14 protein-coding genes, 1 tRNA gene and 1 pseudogene are annotated in these 17186 nt (G+C 62.3%); 11 read left to right on the top strand and 5 right to left on the bottom strand.

What is annotated here, in order from left to right; all coding sequences use genetic code 11:
• Positions 1-32 precede the first annotated feature (32 nt).
• On the bottom strand, positions 33-2384 hold the full coding sequence (locus IQ25_RS09595) for a TonB-dependent receptor (RefSeq protein ID WP_158637721.1): 2352 nt from the start codon (positions 2382-2384) through the stop codon (positions 33-35).
• Positions 2385-2649: 265 nt separating this feature from the next.
• Between IQ25_RS09595 and gloA the strand changes: the two genes are divergently transcribed.
• From gloA to IQ25_RS09615, 4 genes are read left to right on the top strand one after another with little or no spacing between them, the layout of a single operon-like run.
• Positions 2650-3147 (top strand): lactoylglutathione lyase, encoded by a 498-nt coding sequence (gloA, locus tag IQ25_RS09600; protein ID WP_144905793.1) that lies wholly within the window; start codon positions 2650-2652, stop codon positions 3145-3147.
• Between the two features lie 40 nt (positions 3148-3187).
• Positions 3188-3637, top strand: coding sequence for a cupin domain-containing protein (locus IQ25_RS09605; protein WP_144905200.1), 450 nt, complete (start codon positions 3188-3190; stop codon positions 3635-3637).
• A 17-nt stretch (positions 3638-3654) separates the two neighbouring features.
• Positions 3655-5334 (top strand): D-lactate dehydrogenase, encoded by a 1680-nt coding sequence (gene dld / locus IQ25_RS09610; protein ID WP_144905201.1) that lies wholly within the window; start codon positions 3655-3657, stop codon positions 5332-5334.
• Entirely contained in the window at positions 5331-6440 is a 1110-nt protein-coding gene (locus tag IQ25_RS09615; protein ID WP_144905203.1) for an AraC-like ligand-binding domain-containing protein, read from the top strand. The genes dld and IQ25_RS09615 overlap by 4 nt, the downstream gene beginning before the upstream one ends.
• 28 nt (positions 6441-6468) lie before the next feature.
• Here the strand turns inward: IQ25_RS09615 and IQ25_RS21530 are convergent.
• A pseudogene (locus IQ25_RS21530) lies at positions 6469-6807 on the bottom strand (DDE-type integrase/transposase/recombinase); the annotation flags it as partial.
• 358 nt (positions 6808-7165) lie between these two features.
• A tRNA-Ser gene (locus IQ25_RS09625) sits at positions 7166-7258 on the bottom strand.
• Between the two features lie 214 nt (positions 7259-7472).
• On the opposite strand from IQ25_RS09625, the gene IQ25_RS09630 reads away from it, so the two are divergent.
• Positions 7473-8264, top strand: a complete 792-nt coding sequence (locus tag IQ25_RS09630; RefSeq protein ID WP_144905207.1) for a DUF1134 domain-containing protein — start codon at positions 7473-7475, stop codon at positions 8262-8264.
• 129 nt (positions 8265-8393) lie between these two features.
• Positions 8394-9563: an amino acid aminotransferase gene (locus tag IQ25_RS09635; protein WP_181447221.1), complete on the top strand. Its 1170-nt coding sequence runs from the start codon at positions 8394-8396 to the stop codon at positions 9561-9563.
• Positions 9564-9624: 61 nt separating this feature from the next.
• On the opposite strand, the gene IQ25_RS09640 is transcribed toward IQ25_RS09635, so the two are convergent.
• Together IQ25_RS09640 and IQ25_RS09645 are read right to left on the bottom strand one after the other, a co-directional pair.
• A complete protein-coding gene (locus IQ25_RS09640) occupies positions 9625-10545 on the bottom strand; it encodes an SDR family NAD(P)-dependent oxidoreductase (RefSeq protein WP_144905211.1) in 921 nt (306 codons plus the stop codon).
• Positions 10542-11462 carry an SDR family NAD(P)-dependent oxidoreductase gene (locus IQ25_RS09645; RefSeq protein ID WP_144905213.1) on the bottom strand — a complete coding sequence of 307 codons (921 nt, stop codon included), beginning with the start codon at positions 11460-11462 and terminating at the stop codon, positions 10542-10544. The genes IQ25_RS09640 and IQ25_RS09645 overlap by 4 nt, the downstream gene beginning before the upstream one ends.
• Before the next feature lie 160 nt (positions 11463-11622).
• Between IQ25_RS09645 and IQ25_RS09650 the strand changes: the two genes are divergently transcribed.
• The 5 genes from IQ25_RS09650 (at position 11623) to IQ25_RS09670 (ending at position 17173) form a co-directional block, all read left to right on the top strand.
• Complete coding sequence (locus IQ25_RS09650; protein WP_144905215.1) at positions 11623-13014, top strand: MFS transporter; 1392 nt, start codon at positions 11623-11625, stop codon at positions 13012-13014.
• 73 nt (positions 13015-13087) lie between these two features.
• Positions 13088-13828, top strand: a complete 741-nt coding sequence (locus tag IQ25_RS09655; protein ID WP_144905217.1) for a nuclear transport factor 2 family protein — start codon at positions 13088-13090, stop codon at positions 13826-13828.
• Between the two features lie 58 nt (positions 13829-13886).
• The gene (locus tag IQ25_RS09660; RefSeq protein WP_144905219.1) at positions 13887-15317 is read left to right on the top strand and encodes an NAD-dependent succinate-semialdehyde dehydrogenase; all 1431 of its coding nucleotides are present in this window, start codon (positions 13887-13889) and stop codon (positions 15315-15317) included.
• 88 nt (positions 15318-15405) lie between these two features.
• Positions 15406-16080 carry a DUF2490 domain-containing protein gene (locus tag IQ25_RS09665; protein WP_144905221.1) on the top strand — a complete coding sequence of 225 codons (675 nt, stop codon included), beginning with the start codon at positions 15406-15408 and terminating at the stop codon, positions 16078-16080.
• Between the two features lie 37 nt (positions 16081-16117).
• Positions 16118-17173, top strand: coding sequence for an amidohydrolase family protein (locus IQ25_RS09670; RefSeq protein ID WP_144905223.1), 1056 nt, complete (start codon positions 16118-16120; stop codon positions 17171-17173).
• Positions 17174-17186: the final 13 nt, after the last annotated feature.

Below are 17186 nucleotides of genomic sequence, written 5' to 3' on the forward strand. Positions count from 1 at the left end.
CGAGCTTGCCAACCAGCATCCTCGCGACGGTTCTAGAACTTCACCGTTCCCGTCAGGGTAATGAGCCGAGGCTGCCCTAACGTTCCAATCACAACGTCCCGCCTTGCGCCTGGCACGGCGTCGCCCGGCCAGATTGAGCCATCGCTGTAATAGCCGGTATCGAACAGGTTCTCGACGTTGAGGCGAAGACTCCAGCCCGGATTCTCGACCCCGATTGAGACGTTGGTGATCTCGTATCCGGGATGCCGTGCCGTATTCTCCTGATTGAACCAGTACGGGCCCTTGCCGATGTATTCGACTGTCCCGGCAAGCTCGTAATCGCCGCCCAGCGGCACGCGCATGTCTGCTGCGACGTTGAAGCTGTAGTCCGAAATCCATGGCGGGGTCTTCCCGCTCACATCGCTCGGCTGGCTGTTGACATCGTTGACCAGACTGCCCGGCCCGAACTCCGCCCAGACCCGCCCGAAGCCTGCGCTGAGGGTGAGGATGTCGTTTGCGCGGAAGTTGGCATCGATCTCGAATCCGTACTGTTCGGAACTGCCAGCATTGAGGATGTTCTCGACCACGCCACCAATGGCGATCTGTTGCTGCAACTCGAACTGGCGATCCTTGTACTTGATATAGTATCCCGCAACATTGAGATTGAGCCGACGGTCCAGTGCCTGGGTCTTGAAGCCCACTTCGTAGTTGTCAGCCGTTTCTTTTCTGAAGGCATTGAGCTTGGGCGTGCCGGCGGCATCGTAAAGGTTGAAGCCACCCGGCTCGTATCCTTTGGCGTAGTTGCCGTAGATATGGGTGCCGCCTTCAGTGAAGTACGATAGCGAAGCCTTGGGCATCACTTCGGTCCCGCCCTGCTTCAGGTAGGGAATCCCGGTACCATAAAGGCCAGCGTTGCGGTCCAGCGTGTCGTAGGTCCACTTGTCGATGCGCAGACCCAGGCCCAGCTCGAACTGGCCGAACTTGTAGCTGGCGGTCCCGAACCCGGCGAGATGAGTCTTCTTTCGCTTCCGGTTCTCGAACGGGAATGGCACGCGGACGGTCGTTTCCTCGTCGAAAGTCGGGGCGCTGACCGCGTTGCCGACGATGTTGTCGAGAATGTTGAGCGTATTCGATGGCGGGATCACCGCCGAGAGCACATCGGTCGTCCCGTAGAAGTTCGCATAGCTGGACCAGTCGTTCTTCCAGACCGAATAGTATCCGCCGATGATCCACTCGAAGGGCCCATCCGTGTCCGAAGTCAGCCGCAATTCATTGGTGTAGTACTTTGTCGGTTCGGGACGCACGAGATCGAACCCGACCTCGGACGACACGTCAAGGTCGGTCGTGTCCTTGCGGAACGCATCGGTATAGCTGGTCAGCGCATTGAGCTTAACGCCGCCGAGGTCGTAATTGATTTCACCGCTGATTCCAAAAGTGTGGCGACGCAGGCGTCCGGCAAAGGTCAGGTGGCGTTCGGGTGAATAGGTCAGCAGATCCGGATCGTCCGCTCGCCAGTTGTTGTTGCCGGTATCGATCTTGTTGTACCGCGCCGAGATCAGGATGTTCAGCCGGTCGGATGGCTCAATGTACAGAGCCCCGCGCACGCCCCATTCGGTCTTCTCGTTGGGATGCTTACGCCAGCGTTCGGCAGAATTGCCTGAATCGGGCACGAAGTTCACCCCCGGACCGACCAGTGGAAGCGGCCAGATGTAGCTGTCGGTTATGTTCGAACGCCCGTTCAGGCGGATGGGGTTGTTATCGTAGACGAAGCCATCATCCTGGTTGCGGTAGCCGAACAACCGCAGCGCCGCGATGCTCCCGAGCGGCACATTCACGCTGGCTGACAGGTTGCGCATGTTCTGCTCGCCGATCTTGCCCTTGGCCGTGCCGGAGAAATCGCCGAGTTCGGGACGCTTGGTGATGAACCGGATCGCACCGCCGATGTTGGAGCCTCCATAGAGCGTTCCCTGCGGCCCCTTGAGAACTTCCAGACGTTCTATCTCTCCGAATTCCGCCGAAGCATCGGTCAGGATGTGAACACCGTCGATAAAGAAGCCGACGCCCTGCGTGTTGCCGAAAGAGCCGACCCCGCGGATGGTGACATTGGGATTGCCGTCAGCGCGCGTGCTGAGGTTCAGGTTGGTTACGCGAAGGCCCACCTTGTCGATATTGTTGATTTCCTGGCGTTCGAGCGTTTCCGCTCCGATCACCGAAATGGATTCCGGAATTTCGCGTGTCGTTTCCGCACGCTTGCGGGCAGTGACCAGGATCTCGCCGTCATGATAGGCACCGTCGGCCTTGTCTTCTACGGGGGGCACTTCCTGCGCCCGAATGGCCGCCGGCGCCGCAAGCGCCAGCGTCGCAACGCAGGCCATCAATCCGTTGCGTGGTCGTTTCGTGGTCATGATCATAGCCTCTCCCCTCATTATCGCGTGCGTTTTCTGCAGCGTTGTCGTTAGCCGAGCGCGCCGCGACAGGCTTTTGCGTGAGCGCCAACAGCCTTCGCATTCCGTGCAAGCAGGCTACGAATGGCCCCGCTGCATGATCTGTCATGGCGGCTGGCACTGACAGGAAAGCGGCTTTGAACAGGCGTGGTAGTGCTGAGCGGGTAAGAGCACGTCTCCGCCTTGGAGCGCGCGCTCGTCCCGTGAGGAGCCGACCGTGCCGCAGATGCCGTCACCCGAGACCAGCGATTTCGTATTCAACCAGACGATGCTGCGCATTCGCGATCCGCAGGTGTCACTCGATTTCTACACCCGCGTGCTGGGGATGACGCTGATCCAGCAGCTCGATTTTCCCGAGGCAGCGTTCTCGCTCTATTTCCTCGGATATGTGCGGGAGGGCGACGAACCCCTGCCGATCGATCGAGTGGAGCGCACGACTTACGCCTTCAGGCAGAAGGCCGTGCTCGAACTGACGCACAACCATGGCACTGAAAGCACGCCCGCACCGGTCTATCACAATGGCAACAGTGAGCCGCGTGGCTTTGGCCATATCGGGATTGCCGTGCCCGATGTTGCGGCGGCCTGCCGACGCTTTGCCGATCTCGGAGTTCCTTTCGTCAAACGCCCCGAAGAGGGGCGAATGAAAGGGCTGGCCTTCATCGCTGACCCCGACGGCTACTGGATCGAGATCCTGAACCCCCAAAGTCTGGCCAGCATGGTCTGACCCGGTCTGCCAACATTACAAGATGGAAGAGGATGAGCTGATGCAAGCTACAGCACCGATCAATTGCCGCGCCGTGGAACTCGACGATCTCCCCTGGGTCGATTTCCCGCCCTCACTCAGTGCCGGAGGTATCCGGTGGAAACTGCTTAACGTTGCCCCTGAGCTTGGCTCATGGGCAGCCATTTTCGATTGTCCGGCAGGGTCTTCCTTCGCCAGCCACCACCATATCGGTCCGGGCGAATACTACCTTACCCGCGGCCGCATGGAGATAAGGGGGGGAGAGGCCGAAGGCGGGGAAACCGTCAAGGCGCCAGCCTATGGCTATGAAGCCACCAGCGCATTCCATGGCAAGACGTACTTTCCGGTCGACAGCGAGTTCTACATGACATTCCTGGGCCCACTGCAATTCGTGGATATGCCGGGAGGTCCGACCAAGGCTCTTGTCACTTGGGACGGCGCCGAGGCTGCCTGGCTCGCCAGCCAACCCTGAGCGCGAAGCCCGCCCTCGTGACAGGTTCACGTACCCGGCTGGTTGACGAGTTGCGCGCGATTGTCGGGCGCCGGCAGGTGATTACCGACATCGCCGCAGCGCGGGCCTTTACCGAGGGCTACCGCATCGGTGGAGGGCCAGTTGTCGCCGTCGTCCGGCCCGCCACGCTTGTCGAGTTGTGGCGGGCAGCGCAGGCGTGTGTCGCTGCGGATTGCATACTTATCCTGCAAGCGGCCAACACCGGCCTCACCGGTGGATCGACGCCATATGGGGAGTATGACCGACCGGTGGTGGTGATCAACACCTCCCGCATCGATGGCATCATACCGATATGTGAAGGGCGGCAGGTCATTTCCCTGGCAGGCGCAACTCTGACGAAGTTGGAAGGCGTCCTTGCGGAATTTGGAAGGGTTCCCCATTCCGTCATCGGTTCGACGTGTCTTGGTGCATCGGTCGTCGGTGGGATCTGCAACAATTCGGGCGGCGCGCTGGTAAATCGCGGCCCGGCCTTTACCCGTCACGCGCTGTACGGTCGAATTGACGAGAGCGGCCGGCTCGCACTGGTCAACAATCTCGGCATCACGCTCGGCGATGACCCGGAACAGGCTCTTGCCCTGCTTGACCGCGGAATGCTGGCGCCGGAGCGGATAGCGGATGACGGCGAGCAGGCCTCCCTTGCTGCAAGTTATTCCAATCATGTGCGGGCGCTCGATGAGCCGACACCAGCACGCCACAATGCCGACAGCCGTCAACTTTTCGAAGCCTCTGGCTGCGCGGGCAAGATCATCGTACTTGCCGTTCGTACAAAGACGTTTCCAGCACCCCGCCAAGTGATGACGTTCCTGCTGGCAAGCAACTCGGCCGCTGATTTCGCGCAGTTGCGCCGGAGGGTGCTGGGCACCTTCCGCCATCTTCCGATCAGCGCGGAATATCTGCATCGTGATGCGGCGGCTCTCGCGGCCAGCCACGGCAACGACATCTGTCTTGCCGTGAAGTATCTGGGCGCACGCCGGATGCCTGCGCTGTTTGCGGTAAAGCGATGGTTCGATCGCGCATTTGCCCCAATTGACGCAGCGCCATCGGAAAGGTTGCTGCAGGCGATCGGCAAGATGGCTCCGCATCCGTTGCCTGCTTCGATCCGGCCAATCGTGAGTGCCTATCAGCACCTGCTCCTTCTGACGGTGGCAGACGAGGGAATCGAAGAAGCCCGCAGGCAATTCATGTCGGCTCCGGTTGGCTCGATGGTTGTACACTCCTGCTCACCGGACGAGGCCGCAGCACTGCAACGACTGCGCTTTGCCACGGCGGGCGCAACGGTCAGAATTGCGGCGCTGGCAGGCAAGGCGGGGCCACTTGTTGCAATTGACTGTGCACTGCCCCGCAGTCGACGGGATTGGCAGGTCGTCCTGTCTCCGAAGTTGGCGGACCAGGTGCTGATGCGCGCCGACTACGGGCACTTCCTTTGCCACGTGTTCCATCTCGACTTTGTGCTGAAGCCTGGAGTGGATGCGAAGCTCTTTGAGAGCGATCTGCTCGAGCAACTGGACTCCGAGGGTATCGTGTGCCCGGCCGAACACAACTTTGGCCACCATTACAGAGCCCCGGAAAATGTCGTGTCCTTCTACCGCACGCTCGACCCAACCAATACGCTCAATCCGGGAATCGGGCAGACGTCCAGGTCCCGAAACTGGCTTTGAACGGTCTGCGGCTTTGCAAATCGTGCAAGTGCACGTGCATCGTCGCGCAATCGCGAGATAGCATTGGCATGAACCGTCGATTTGGTCTTACACTGGCCACCGCTGAACGCTCCGCAGAGAAGCGTCGGCATGGGAGACAGGCGATGGACGAAGGGGCCGCAGTGTACGCGTGGTCGTCGCAGGACAACAATCCTCGCGGCCGGTATGATGCTTGGGTCGATCAGCTCAACTCGACGTTCGGCTACTGGCAGCCAACCAGATCTTCGCAAGGCGACTTCGACGCAAGGATTTCAGCGCGCACCCTTGGCAGCCTCAATGTCATTTCCTGTGAGTGCGATCCATGCGGCGGAGAACGTCGCGGCGGCGACATCGTGCGCGAGCCTGATCCGCAGGAGCGCCTGATCATCCAGCTTGTCGAAGCCGGGCAAGAGCACATGAAGCTAGGTGCCCAGGAAGCCGTCCTGCATGCGGGCGACATCTTCATCTGGGATAACACGCAGAACATGCAGTTCACCGTGCTGGAACGGTTGAGCAAGGTTTCAGTCGCATTGCCTTTGAATCGGCTCAAGGACTGGCTGCCTCAGTCGTGGCGCAATCTGCCAAGGTGGATCAAGTCGGGCGAGCCGGGCTCCGAACTTCTGGCCGGATATGTCCGCAGCCTCGTCAGGATGGATCACACGCACAACCCGCTGCGCTACGATGCTCTGGTCGATGCCGCCGTCGCAATGATCGTCGCCTCGCAATCGGGCAATGGCGATCAGATCAGCCACAAAGGTGCGCAGCTCGAGACCGTGAAGGCCAAGATCCGGCAGCGACTGCATGATCCTGACCTGACGCTGGAAGCGGTGGCGGCGGCAAACCGCATCTCGCTGCGGTACCTCCACTGGTTGTTCGAGGGGAGCGGGCAAACCGCCTGGCAATTTATCTCTGCAGAGCGGCTCGCAGGTTGCAAACGCGATCTGGCAAATCCTGCGTTCGCGGACTCGAGCATATTCGAGATCGGTCTGAGATGGGGGTTTGGAAACGCCGCGCATTTCAGTCGCAAATTCAAAGCGGACGCGAGCCTTAGCCCAAGTGAATTCCGCGCATCCTGCAGAGTGCAATAGTGGAGCTGCAAGTCCGAGGCAAAACGATTCGCAGACCATCGGTCGTTATCCGCTCAGCAGAGCCATGGCGCTTCAGGACCTTGCGCATGAAGGTGAGGGTGGCAGTTATGCCCCGCGCGCGGGGCACGTAGCCTTCAAGCATTGCGCCCGACTGGTCTGCCGCATGCAAGAGATAGACCATCTCACCAGTCAGCTTCACGTACTTCTCATCATGATGCTAGCACCGGTGCCAGAACCCCCGCATGCGGTTCCACCACAGCCGCGGGGTCTCGTGGCAGACGTCGATACACCGCTCGAACTGGAGGTTCTCGACGTTGCGCAATGACAACGGCAAGCGGACATACGTCTCGACCGCCAACCGGATGATGTCAGGCGAGGAGCCGAATTAGCGGAAGGGGCTCGCAGGTTTGCGCGGTCTTGGCATCAGCCAAAGCTAGCGGCGTGAGCGTATAGCTCCAACGGGTGTTGTCGCTTTGACAGTGCCATTCCGGGCACTTCCGGCAATGGCAAAGCCAGCTTCGGGTCCGAGCGGCAATTCGTGCTCGAAAAGGCGCATTCGTGAACGCTGCGCCTGCTTGCAATGCAAGTTCGCTGCGGCAAACGGAACCAGATTCGATTATCCGCTGGTTCAGTTTCGTGGTTCAGTTCTGCGGAAAAAAGTCGCACGAATCCGCGCACTTGCCGCCCGAGAGCGGCCTTTCAGAGAAAAGTTTGTCTGAAAGGAATGGCGGAGACGGAGGGATTCGAACCCTCGGTACCGGATTTACCAGTACGACGGTTTAGCAAACCGTTGGTTTCAGCCACTCACCCACGTCTCCGGATCGCAGCGGCGAGGGGGCGCTATAACGAGGGTTGTGGGGGGCGGCAAGGGCCTGCGCGGCAAAAATGCGCAGGAGTGGAAATCTGCTTCTCGCGACGCTTTGGCGCGTTTCCGACTCGACTCATCGCCCGCTCATTGTCCGCAGGGCAGCCTTGGATTCTGGTGGCATGGCAGGGGCGCGCACATTGCGCAGGGATCGGACGGAAAGCATTATGACGACACTGGTTTATCACGCACGCGTGCTCGGTCGCCGCTTTGCCCTCGGCATGGCGGCCTGTCTTGCGATGACCGCGACCGGCGTTTCGGCGCAGGTCCAGACGGTCGATCCCAACGCGGTGATCGATGGCGATCTCACCCCGGGTGCAATGCCTGCCCAACCAGCCACCCAGTCTCCAGCCGCCAGCCCGGCCGGAGCCGAGGCCGGCAGCCTGCCCGCACTTCCGGCAGACGCTCCGCCGCCTTCGGCCACAATGACTCCAGCCCCCGCGGCTACGGCACCTGCCGCCAAGACCGCCACAGGCACGACCTACAAGGACGACGACCTGATCGGCGCGGCCGAAGGCGTGTTCGGCAAGGGTGCAGCCGGGCTTGCCGATGTGATCAAGGATCTGCTCAAGAAGCAGGGCGAGCCCAATGCCTATATCGTCGGCCGCGAAGCGGGCGGCGCGCTCGTTGTCGGGCTGCGCTACGGTTCGGGCACGCTACACCACAAGGTAGAGGGTGAGCGCCCGGTCTACTGGACCGGTCCGTCCATCGGCTTCGATGCAGGCGCCAACGCTGCCAGCACCTTCGTGCTCGTCTACAACCTGTTCGACAGTGAAGAGCTCTACAAGCGCTTCCCGGCGGGCGAGGGGCAGGCCTATCTCGTGGGCGGCTTCCACGTGAGCTACTTGCGCAAGGGCGATACGGTGCTGATTCCCGTGCGTTCGGGGGCAGGGCTGCGGCTTGGCATCAACGGCGGCTACATGAAGTTCTCGCGAAAGCAGAACTGGTTCCCGTTCTGAGGGTTTGGCGCAACATCGCTGCAAATTGCCGCCCGCATACCTTATAATTGAAATGTAGGGTTGCCCCCGTGGCCTTCCGGCGGCATGGAGCCGCCGCAATTCGCTCCCCGGATGGAAGGCCTGAGAACCATGCTCGAAAATCTTGCCGCGCAGCCTGCTGATGCCTTGCTGGCGCTGATCAAGCTCCACAACGCCGATCCGCGCGCTGACAAGATCGACCTTGGCGTCGGCGTATATCGCACGTCCGAGGGCGATACGCCGGTGTTCAAGGCGATCAAGGCAGCCGAGGCGAGGCTTCTGGCTGATCAGGATTCCAAGGCCTACCTCGGCCCTGAAGGTGACATGGGCTTCGTTCATGCACTGGTTCCCTATGTCTTCGGCAAGGACTTCGATCGCTCCAAGGTCGAAGGCATGCAGGCTCCTGGCGGCACCGGTGCGGTGCGCCTCGCCATCGAGGTTGCCAAGCGTTCAGGCGTGAAGCGTGTGTGGATGGGCACGCCCTCGTGGCCCAACCATGCGCAAATCATCTCCGCCGCTGGCATGGAACTGAAGACCTTCAGCCACATGACCGCCGATGGCTTCGCCGATCTCGAAGCGCTGAAGACCGCGCTGGCCGGGGCTGAAGCCGGCGATGCCGTGCTGCTCCACGGCTGCTGCCACAACCCGACCGGGGTCGATTACACTGAAGCGCAGTGGGACGAGATCGCGCCGCTGCTGGTCGAGCGTCAGGTTTTGCCGATCCTCGATCTGGCGTACCAAGGCCTGGGCGCTGGCATGGAAGCCGATGCCTATGGCCTGCGCAAGGTGCTGAGCCTCGCGCCCGAAGCGCTGGTTGCCTATTCGTGCGACAAGAACTTCGGCCTCTATCGCGATCGCGTCGGTGCGTTCTACGCCGTCACCTCGGACGCGACTGCTCTTGCCAACGCCATGGCCAACGGCGCGACGATTGCCCGCGCTTCGTGGTCGATGCCGCCCGATCATGGCGCCGCTGCCGTCCGCCTGATCCTCGGCGATCCCGATCTTACCGCGATGTGGCTGGCCGAGCTTGACGAGATGCGCGATCGCATGCGCTGGGTGCGCGATCGTCTTGCCGCTGCGCAGCAGGTCGGCCCGATCAACATGGCGCCACTTGGCGTGCAGAACGGCCTGTTCTCTATGCTCCCGCTCAACGGCGAACAGATCCTCGCCATCCGCGAAAAGCATGGCGTCTACATGGCAGGGTCGGGCCGCATCAACATCGCCGGCCTGACCACGGGCAACATCGACAAGTTCGTCGAAGCCCTGCGCGACGTCGCCTGAAGACAGCGCGAAACCAACGAGAAAGGGCGGGGCCTTGCGGCTCCGCCCTTTTCGTTTGCGCTCAGAAGTCCGCAGCCCGCGATTGCCGCCGTGCTTCGGCAAAGCTGTCGGCGCGGAACTTCTCGAAGGCCACGCGCCGGTCATAGCCGGGGTCCTTGGGATAATCCTGATATTCCGCGATGATCTCGTCGAAGATCTCGCGCATCTCTTCCCTGTGGTCGGGGTGCGAGAAGATGTGAAGGCGGTTGGCCGTCATCGCCTCGATCACACGAGCGCCAATCACGTCGGGCTCCATGCCAAATTCGTGCAGCCCCTGCAGACGCTCCACTGCGCTCGGATCGACCGGCTTCATCGCCCCCTTCAGGGCTTCGGGGCGCACGTCGTCGCTGGCATAGATGTAGCTCTTCACAAGGCCGGGACAGAGCACCGAGACGCCGATCTGATACTTCAGCAGCGAATAGTGCAGCGATTCCGAAAGCCCGCGCACGGCAAACTTGGTGGTGTTGTAGATGCCGGGGCTACCCGCGGCGAGGAAGGCCGCCATCGAGGCGGTGTTGACCACGTGCCCGCCCTTCTGCTCGCCCGCCTTTACGCGCTCGACCATGCGCGGAACGAAGGTCATCACGCCGTTGATCACCCCGTGGAGGTTTACGCCCATGACCCAGTCCCAGTCGTCGTAGGAGCTCTCCTCGATCGGCTGGAACAGGTTCACACCCGCGTTGTTGCACAGGATCGAAACCGGGCCGAACTTCGCCTCGACCTCGTCCGCCGCCGCCTTGAACCCGTCGCGGCTGGCCACGTCGAGCTGGACGCCCATCACTTCCCGATTGTCGAGCGAGGCCAGCGCCTTGTCGATGGAATCCTGCCGAATGTCGGCGATGGCGACCTTACATCCCTCGTTCAGCAACTGCCGCACCAGCCCGATGCCCACGCCGTTGGCGCCTCCGGTGACGAAGGCGGTGCGCCCTGCAAAGTCCTTCATGCGCCGCGCGCCTCTTTCAGCTTGTTCTGCCGCGCGATCTCCTCGGTGATCGCCGGGTTGCGGAACAGCATCGCGAAGGTCTGCTTGTATTCCGGGTTCTCGGGCAGGTGGGTCTGCACCGCTGCGGTGGTGGCAAGGCCGCGCTCCTCCACGCCGGTCAGGAATTCGGCATGGGTGAGGATGTAGAGCTCGTCATTGAGAATGCCTTCCAGCACCCGTTCGCCGACCTGCTCCTTGGTCTGGTAGAGATGCATGAAGTTGCCACCGGAGGCGCGGCGCTTGTCGGCTTCGGCATAGCCGGTCTCGGCAAGATCGGCCGGACGGGTCTTGCCGGCATCGGCGATGTTCGATTGCACCGCGCCGGGACAGAAGGCGCTGCAGATCACGCCGCGCGGTTCGAGTTCGGGGCGCATGCATTCCATCATCGAGGTGACAGCGGCCTTGCCCGAGGAATAAATCGTGGTCATGCCCACCGGCACCAGCGCGCTCATCGATGCGGTACAGACGATGTGGCCACCTTCGCCATGGGCAAGGATGCGCGGCAGCATGGTGACGATGCCGTTGATCGTGCCGCCCACATTCACGCCCATGACCCAGTCCCAGTCGGCAAAGGTCGCAAGCTCGGTCGGCCCGACGACGGCAACGCCTGCATTGTTCACCAGAATGTGGATCTTGCCGAACCTTGCTTCGACCGCATCGGCGACAGCTGCGAACTGCTCGCGGTTGGTCACGTCGAGCTGAACCGCCAGCACGCGCTCGCCCCCATCGAGTTCGGCCACGGCAGAATCGAGGTGATCCTGCCGGATGTCGGCGATGGTCACGTTCATGCCCGCGCCCAGCAGCGCCTTGGCGATCCCGAGGCCGATGCCGCTGGCACCTCCCGTCACGAAGGCCGTCTTACCCGGCAGATTCTGCATCAGATCCTCTCCATCCTGTACTGCCCTCAGCCCTCGGGAGAAGGCGGGGAATCATTTTTCGCCTTTTGTATTCACCAGAGCGGAATTGTATGCAAGACTAACAATATCACCGCTTCGAAAAGGTTCGGAAAACGACCGTGACGGTGAGAGAGGAGAGCACATGGCAGGTGTCGCAGTCACGGTAGTTCCCGAGGCCGACGTTCAGCAGGAACGCGCCGATCACCCGGCAAGTGCCGCCTACTGGGCGCTGTTCGTTATCGTGCTGGCCACTTTCATGACGTTCTTCGATGCCGTGACATTCGGCATGCTCGCCGAGCGGATCAAGCACGATTTCGGTCTCACCGATTCGCAGCTCGGGTTCCTCGCCGGACCTGCCAGCATCATCTGCTATCTCTTTGTCGGCATACCGCTGGCGCGCCTCGCCGATATCTACCCGCGCAAGTACGTGCTGGGGGCAGGGGCCGCGCTGGTCGGCGTGATCATCTCCGCAGGCGGCCTTGCCCAGAGCTTCGGCCAGTTCGTCGGCAGCCGCGTGTTCCTTGCTGCTGGCGGTTCGGCCCATGCGCCTGCGTCCTATTCGCTGCTGGCAGACGCCTTTCCTCCAAAGAAGCTGACGCGCGCCTTCGCGCTGCTGCAGTTCGGCTTCATTGGCGGCACCACATTGGGGCCGTTGATCGGCGGCATGCTGGTGATGATGACTGCGTCGTGGGGTGTCACCCAGCTAGGCCCGCTTACGATCCTTGGCTGGCAGTGGATCCTTATCTTCATGGGAATTCCTTCGCTGCTCGTCGGTTTGCTGTTCCTGACGATCAAGGAGCCGCCACGCATGGCCCCTGCGGCCGACGCGCCGACGGTCCCTGTCAACGCTTCGTTCGGGCGCAAGGTGCTCACCTTCATGGGCCTCGATGCCTTCCGCGCCATCAACGCCAAGCCTCGTGTTTATTATCCGCTTTTCGGCGCGCTGGCTCTCAGCGCCGTCGAAACCTTCGGCCTGCAGTTCTGGCGCGTGCCCTTCTTGATCCGCACGTTCGGCTGGAATGAAGGCCAGATCGGCGCTGCCTTGGGGGCAACCGTGCTGATTGCATCTCTCTCGGGGCTGCTGCTTGGCGGGATTTTCGTCGAATGGCTGGCCAAGCGCTACAAGGATGCCAACGTTCGCGCCGCCACCTGCTGCGCGGCAGGCGTCACCGTCTGCACGATCACCGCCATTCTCATGCCCACGGCCTGGGGCTCTCTGATCATGTTCGGCCTCTCGGGCATGTTCGGCATCGCAGGCGCCGTGCCGCAGAACGCAGCGGTGCAGCGCGTCGCGCCCAACGACATGCGCGGGCAGGTGACCGCTTTCTACCTGTTCATGTTCACCTTCTTCGGCGCGATGGGCAGTTACGTGGTCGGCAAGGTGCAGGATGTCCTGATCGGTGACCCGACGCAGCTGTGGAAGGCGCTGCTGATCACCGCCAGCGTGCTCATGCCGCTCGCCACATTCCTGATGTTCCGCGCCATCCGTCCTTATCGCGAAGAAGTCGAACGGCTCGAGGCGCTTGGCCGTTGACAGCAACTTCCGACTGGGTCAGATTGTTAGTAAGACTTACAAAATATATGCCAAAAGAACATGGGAGTTGGAAGTGTCCGATAACAGCCAGATTGCCGCGCTCGAAAACCGGCTAGCCGATCTCGAACAGCGCCTTACCGTGCGTGAGGATGAGCTTGATATCCGGAAGCTGCAGCACCTCTACGGCTACCTGATCGACAAGTGCATGTATAACGAGACGGTGGACCTGTTCACCGACGATGGCGAAGTGCGCTTCTTCGGCGGCGTGTGGAAGGGCAAGGAAGGCGTGCGCCGCCTCTACGTCGAACGCTTCCAGAAGCGCTTCACTTACGGCAACAACGGCCCGATCGACGGCTTCCTGCTCGACCACCCGCAGTTGCAGGACATCATAAACGTGCAGCCTGATGGCGTGACCGCACTTGGCCGCGCGCGCTCGATGATGCAGGCTGGCCGCCACAAGGACTATGAAGGCGATGCCCCGCACCTCAAGGCGCGCCAGTGGTGGGAAGGCGGCATCTATGAGAACACCTACAAGAAGGTGGACGGGGTTTGGCGGATGCACATCCTCAACTACATGCCGATCTGGCACGCAGATTTCGAGCATGGTTGGGCCAACACCCCGCACGAGTACGTGCCGTTCCCCAAGGTGACCTATCCCGAAGATCCGACCGGACCGGACGAACTGATCACCGATCACTGGCTGTGGCCCACGCACAAGCTCAACGCCTTCCACATGAAGCACCCCATCACGGGCGAGGAAATGGTTGCCCAGCGCTGGCAGGGTGACATCGACCGCGAGAACGCGCGGAAGTAAGAGCTTGCGGGCAGGTGCCACCTCCTCCCGGCGCCTGCTCGCAAACCATGGAACAGACATGACCCAGTACCCTTCGCTTCACATGATCATCGATGGCGAGCGCGTGAGCGGCGCAGGCCAGCGTACCCATGCCGTCGTCAATCCCGCCAACGGAGAGACCATCGGCGAACTGCCGCTGGCGGAGGCTGCCGATCTCGATCGCGCGCTTGAGGTTGCCGCCCGTGGCTTCCGGATCTGGCGCGAAAGCACGCCGCAGCAGCGTGCCGCCGTGCTGCAGGGCGCGGCGCGCCTGATGATGGAGCGGCAGGAGGACCTCGCTCGCATCGCCACGATGGAAGAGGGCAAGACCCTGCCCGAGGCGCGCATCGAAGTCTTGATGAACGTGGGCCTGTTCAATTTCTACGCGGGCGAAGTCTTCCGCATCTATGGCCGCACGCTGGTCCGCCCTGCCGGACAGCGCAGCACGATCACGCACGAACCGGTCGGCCCCGTCGCCGCCTTCGCGCCATGGAACTTCCCGCTCGGCAACCCGGGGCGCAAGCTCGGTGCACCGATTGCTGCGGGCTGCTCGGTCATACTCAAGGCGGCGGAGGAAACCCCTGCGTCAGCGCTCGGCGTCCTCCAATGTCTGCTCGATGCAGGCCTGCCGAAGGAAGTGGCGCAGGCGGTATTCGGCGTGCCCGATGAAGTCAGCCGCCACCTGCTTGGCTCGCCCGTCATCCGCAAGCTGTCGTTCACCGGCTCGACCGTTGTCGGCAAGCACCTTGCTCGTCTCGCCACCGACAACATGCTGCGGACCACGATGGAACTGGGTGGCCACGGCCCGGTCCTGATCTTCGGCGATGCCGACGTGGACAAGGCCCTCGATACGATGGCCGCGTCCAAGTACCGCAACGCAGGCCAGGTCTGCGTCAGCCCCACCCGCTTCATCGTCGAGGAAAACGTCTTCGAGCGCTTCCGCGATGGCTTTGCCGAGCGCGTCGGACGCATCAAGGTCGGCAATGGCCTCGAAGACGGCTCGCAGATGGGGCCGATGGCCAATGCCCGCCGCCCCGAGGCGATGAACCGGCTGATCGGCGATGCCGTCACCCGTGGCGCACGCCTGCACACCGGCGGTGAGCGCATCGGCAACGCCGGGTACTTCTACGCGCCCACCGTCCTGTCCGAAGTCCCGCTCGATGCCGCAATCATGAACGAGGAGCCTTTCGGCCCGGTCGCCATGATCAACCCGTTCGGCGGGGAGGAAGCGATGATCGCCGAGGCCAATCGTCTGCCCTATGGCCTCGCGGCCTACGCCTGGACGGAAAGCGCTTCGCGCCAGAAGCGTCTCGCCCGGGAGATCGAAAGCGGCATGATCGGCCTCAACTCGACCATGATCGGCGGCGCGGACTCCCCCTTCGGCGGCGTCAAGTGGTCCGGTCACGGCGCAGAGGATGGCCCCGAAGGCGTGCTCGCCTGCATGGTCACCAAGGCTGTCCACGAAGGCTGATCGGCAGGCTTTGACGTGATCTGGAAACCTTCGGGCAATACTGCGGCACTAGCCCGCCGGGATCATCCCGTCTTGCCCGGAGCTTCCCATGCGTCAGTCGCGCGCCCTGCTGGCCGCCGCCAGCCTCCTGTCCGCGCCTTGCGCCATGGCCGCGCAGGAGGACGAACAGGTCTGGCTCGCCCAGTTCTCGACGGTCGAGGTCGGCAAGAAAGTCCTGCTCTTCACCGACGTGCAATTGCGCTTCACCGATGGGGCGGAGCGGTTGGGTCAGGTCCTGCTGCGCCCCGCTGTCGGCTATCGGATCACGTCCAGCGACACGCTGTTCCTCGGCTACGCCTATGTCCGCACCGAACCGCTGAACGGCACGCCGACCGACGAGCATCGCATGTTCCAGCAGGCGCTTGTGCGTGTCGTGGGCGGTCCCGGCAAGACCACGGTAACTTCGCGCACCCGCGTCGAACAGCGCTGGCTCGAAGGTCGCTCGGGCATGGGCTGGCGCCTTCGCCAGCAGGTCCGTCTCGATGCGCCACTGGCCAAGGGCCTCAACGCGATTGTCTGGGCCGAACCTTTCGTCAATCTCGATACGACCGCGTGGGGCCAGCGCGCCGGGTTCGATCAGCTGCGCGGCTTTGCCGGGGTCGGGGTGCCGATTGCCAGGGGCATCGCCATCGAGGCAGGATATTCGGGGCAGTACGTCAATCGTTTCAACGCGCCCGATCGCATGAACCACATCGGCAGCCTTTCGCTCACCATCCGCAAGTGACGGGGCGCAGGCTGCTTTCCTCGGGAAGGAAGCCTGCATGACAACTGATCTGAAGACCGGAGGCGAACAGGGCTACCTGCGCATCGCCACCGAGGAAGCCTTCGCCACGCGCGAGATCATCGACGTCTACCTTCGCATGATCCGCGATGGCACGGCGGACAAGGGCATGGTCTCGCTCTGGGGCTTTTACGCCACTTCGCCGTCCGAACGCGCCATGCAGATCATGGACCGCCTGCTCGATCTGGGTGAGCGCCGCATCGCCGACATGGATTCGACCGGCATAGACAAGGCAATCCTCGCGCTGACCTCGCCCGGCGTCCAGCCGCTGCTCGATGTCGAGGAAGCGAAAAGCCTCGCCACCCGCGCCAACGATACGCTCGCCGCCGCCTGTGAAAAGTATCCGGATCGCTTCATCGGCATGGGCACCGTCGCCCCGCAGGACCCGGAATGGTCGGCGGCGGAAATCCATCGCGGGGCCAAGGAGCTGGGCTTCAAGGGCATCCAGATCAACAGCCACACCCAGGGCCGCTATCTCGACGAGGCGTTCTTCGACCCGATCTTCCGCGCCCTCGTCGAGGTTGACCAGCCGCTCTACATCCACCCCGCCACCTCGCCGGATTCGATGATCGGTCCGATGCTCGATGCCGGGCTCGATGGCGCCATCTTCGGCTTCGGCGTGGAAACGGGCATGCACCTCCTGCGCCTCATCACCATCGGCATCTTCGACAAGTATCCGAGCTTGCAGATCATGGTCGGCCACATGGGCGAGGCGCTGCCCTACTGGCTCTACCGCCTCGACTACATGCACCAGGCCGGCGTCCGCTCGCAGCGCTACGAGCGCATGAAGCCCTTGAAGAAGACCATCGCCGAATACCTCCAGACCAACGTCCTCGTCACCAATTCGGGGGTGGCGTGGGAACCGGCGATCAAGTTCTGCCAGCACGTCATGGGCGAGGACCGTGTGATGTACGCGATGGACTACCCCTACCAGTACGTCGCCGACGAAGTCCGCGCGATGGATGCGATGGACATGAGCGCTGAAACCAAGAAGAAGTTCTTCCAGACGAATGCGGAGAAGTGGTTCAAGCTTTGACCCGCGCCGGGAG

Origin of the sequence: Novosphingobium taihuense (assembly GCF_007830315.1) — a bacterium.
GTDB classification, from domain to species: Bacteria; Pseudomonadota; Alphaproteobacteria; order Sphingomonadales; family Sphingomonadaceae; genus Novosphingobium; species Novosphingobium taihuense.

Bases quoted from the DNA above. Each gene is read 5' to 3' on its own strand.
- gloA (WP_144905793.1), top strand. From the start codon at position 2,650: ATGCCGTCACCCGAGACCAGCGATTTCGTATTCAACCAGACGATGCTG.
- IQ25_RS09670 (WP_144905223.1), top strand. From the start codon at position 16,118: ATGACAACTGATCTGAAGACCGGAGGCGAACAGGGCTACCTGCGCATC.
- IQ25_RS09660 (WP_144905219.1), top strand. From the start codon at position 13,887: ATGACCCAGTACCCTTCGCTTCACATGATCATCGATGGCGAGCGCGTG.
- IQ25_RS09640 (WP_144905211.1), bottom strand. From the start codon at position 10,545: ATGAAGGACTTTGCAGGGCGCACCGCCTTCGTCACCGGAGGCGCCAAC.
- IQ25_RS09665 (WP_144905221.1), top strand. From the start codon at position 15,406: ATGCGTCAGTCGCGCGCCCTGCTGGCCGCCGCCAGCCTCCTGTCCGCG.
- IQ25_RS09645 (WP_144905213.1), bottom strand. From the start codon at position 11,462: ATGCAGAATCTGCCGGGTAAGACGGCCTTCGTGACGGGAGGTGCCAGC.
- IQ25_RS09630 (WP_144905207.1), top strand. From the start codon at position 7,473: ATGACGACACTGGTTTATCACGCACGCGTGCTCGGTCGCCGCTTTGCC.
- IQ25_RS09650 (WP_144905215.1), top strand. From the start codon at position 11,623: ATGGCAGGTGTCGCAGTCACGGTAGTTCCCGAGGCCGACGTTCAGCAG.
- IQ25_RS09595 (WP_158637721.1), bottom strand. From the start codon at position 2,384: ATGACCACGAAACGACCACGCAACGGATTGATGGCCTGCGTTGCGACG.
- IQ25_RS09605 (WP_144905200.1), top strand. From the start codon at position 3,188: ATGCAAGCTACAGCACCGATCAATTGCCGCGCCGTGGAACTCGACGAT.
- IQ25_RS09635 (WP_181447221.1), top strand. From the start codon at position 8,394: ATGCTCGAAAATCTTGCCGCGCAGCCTGCTGATGCCTTGCTGGCGCTG.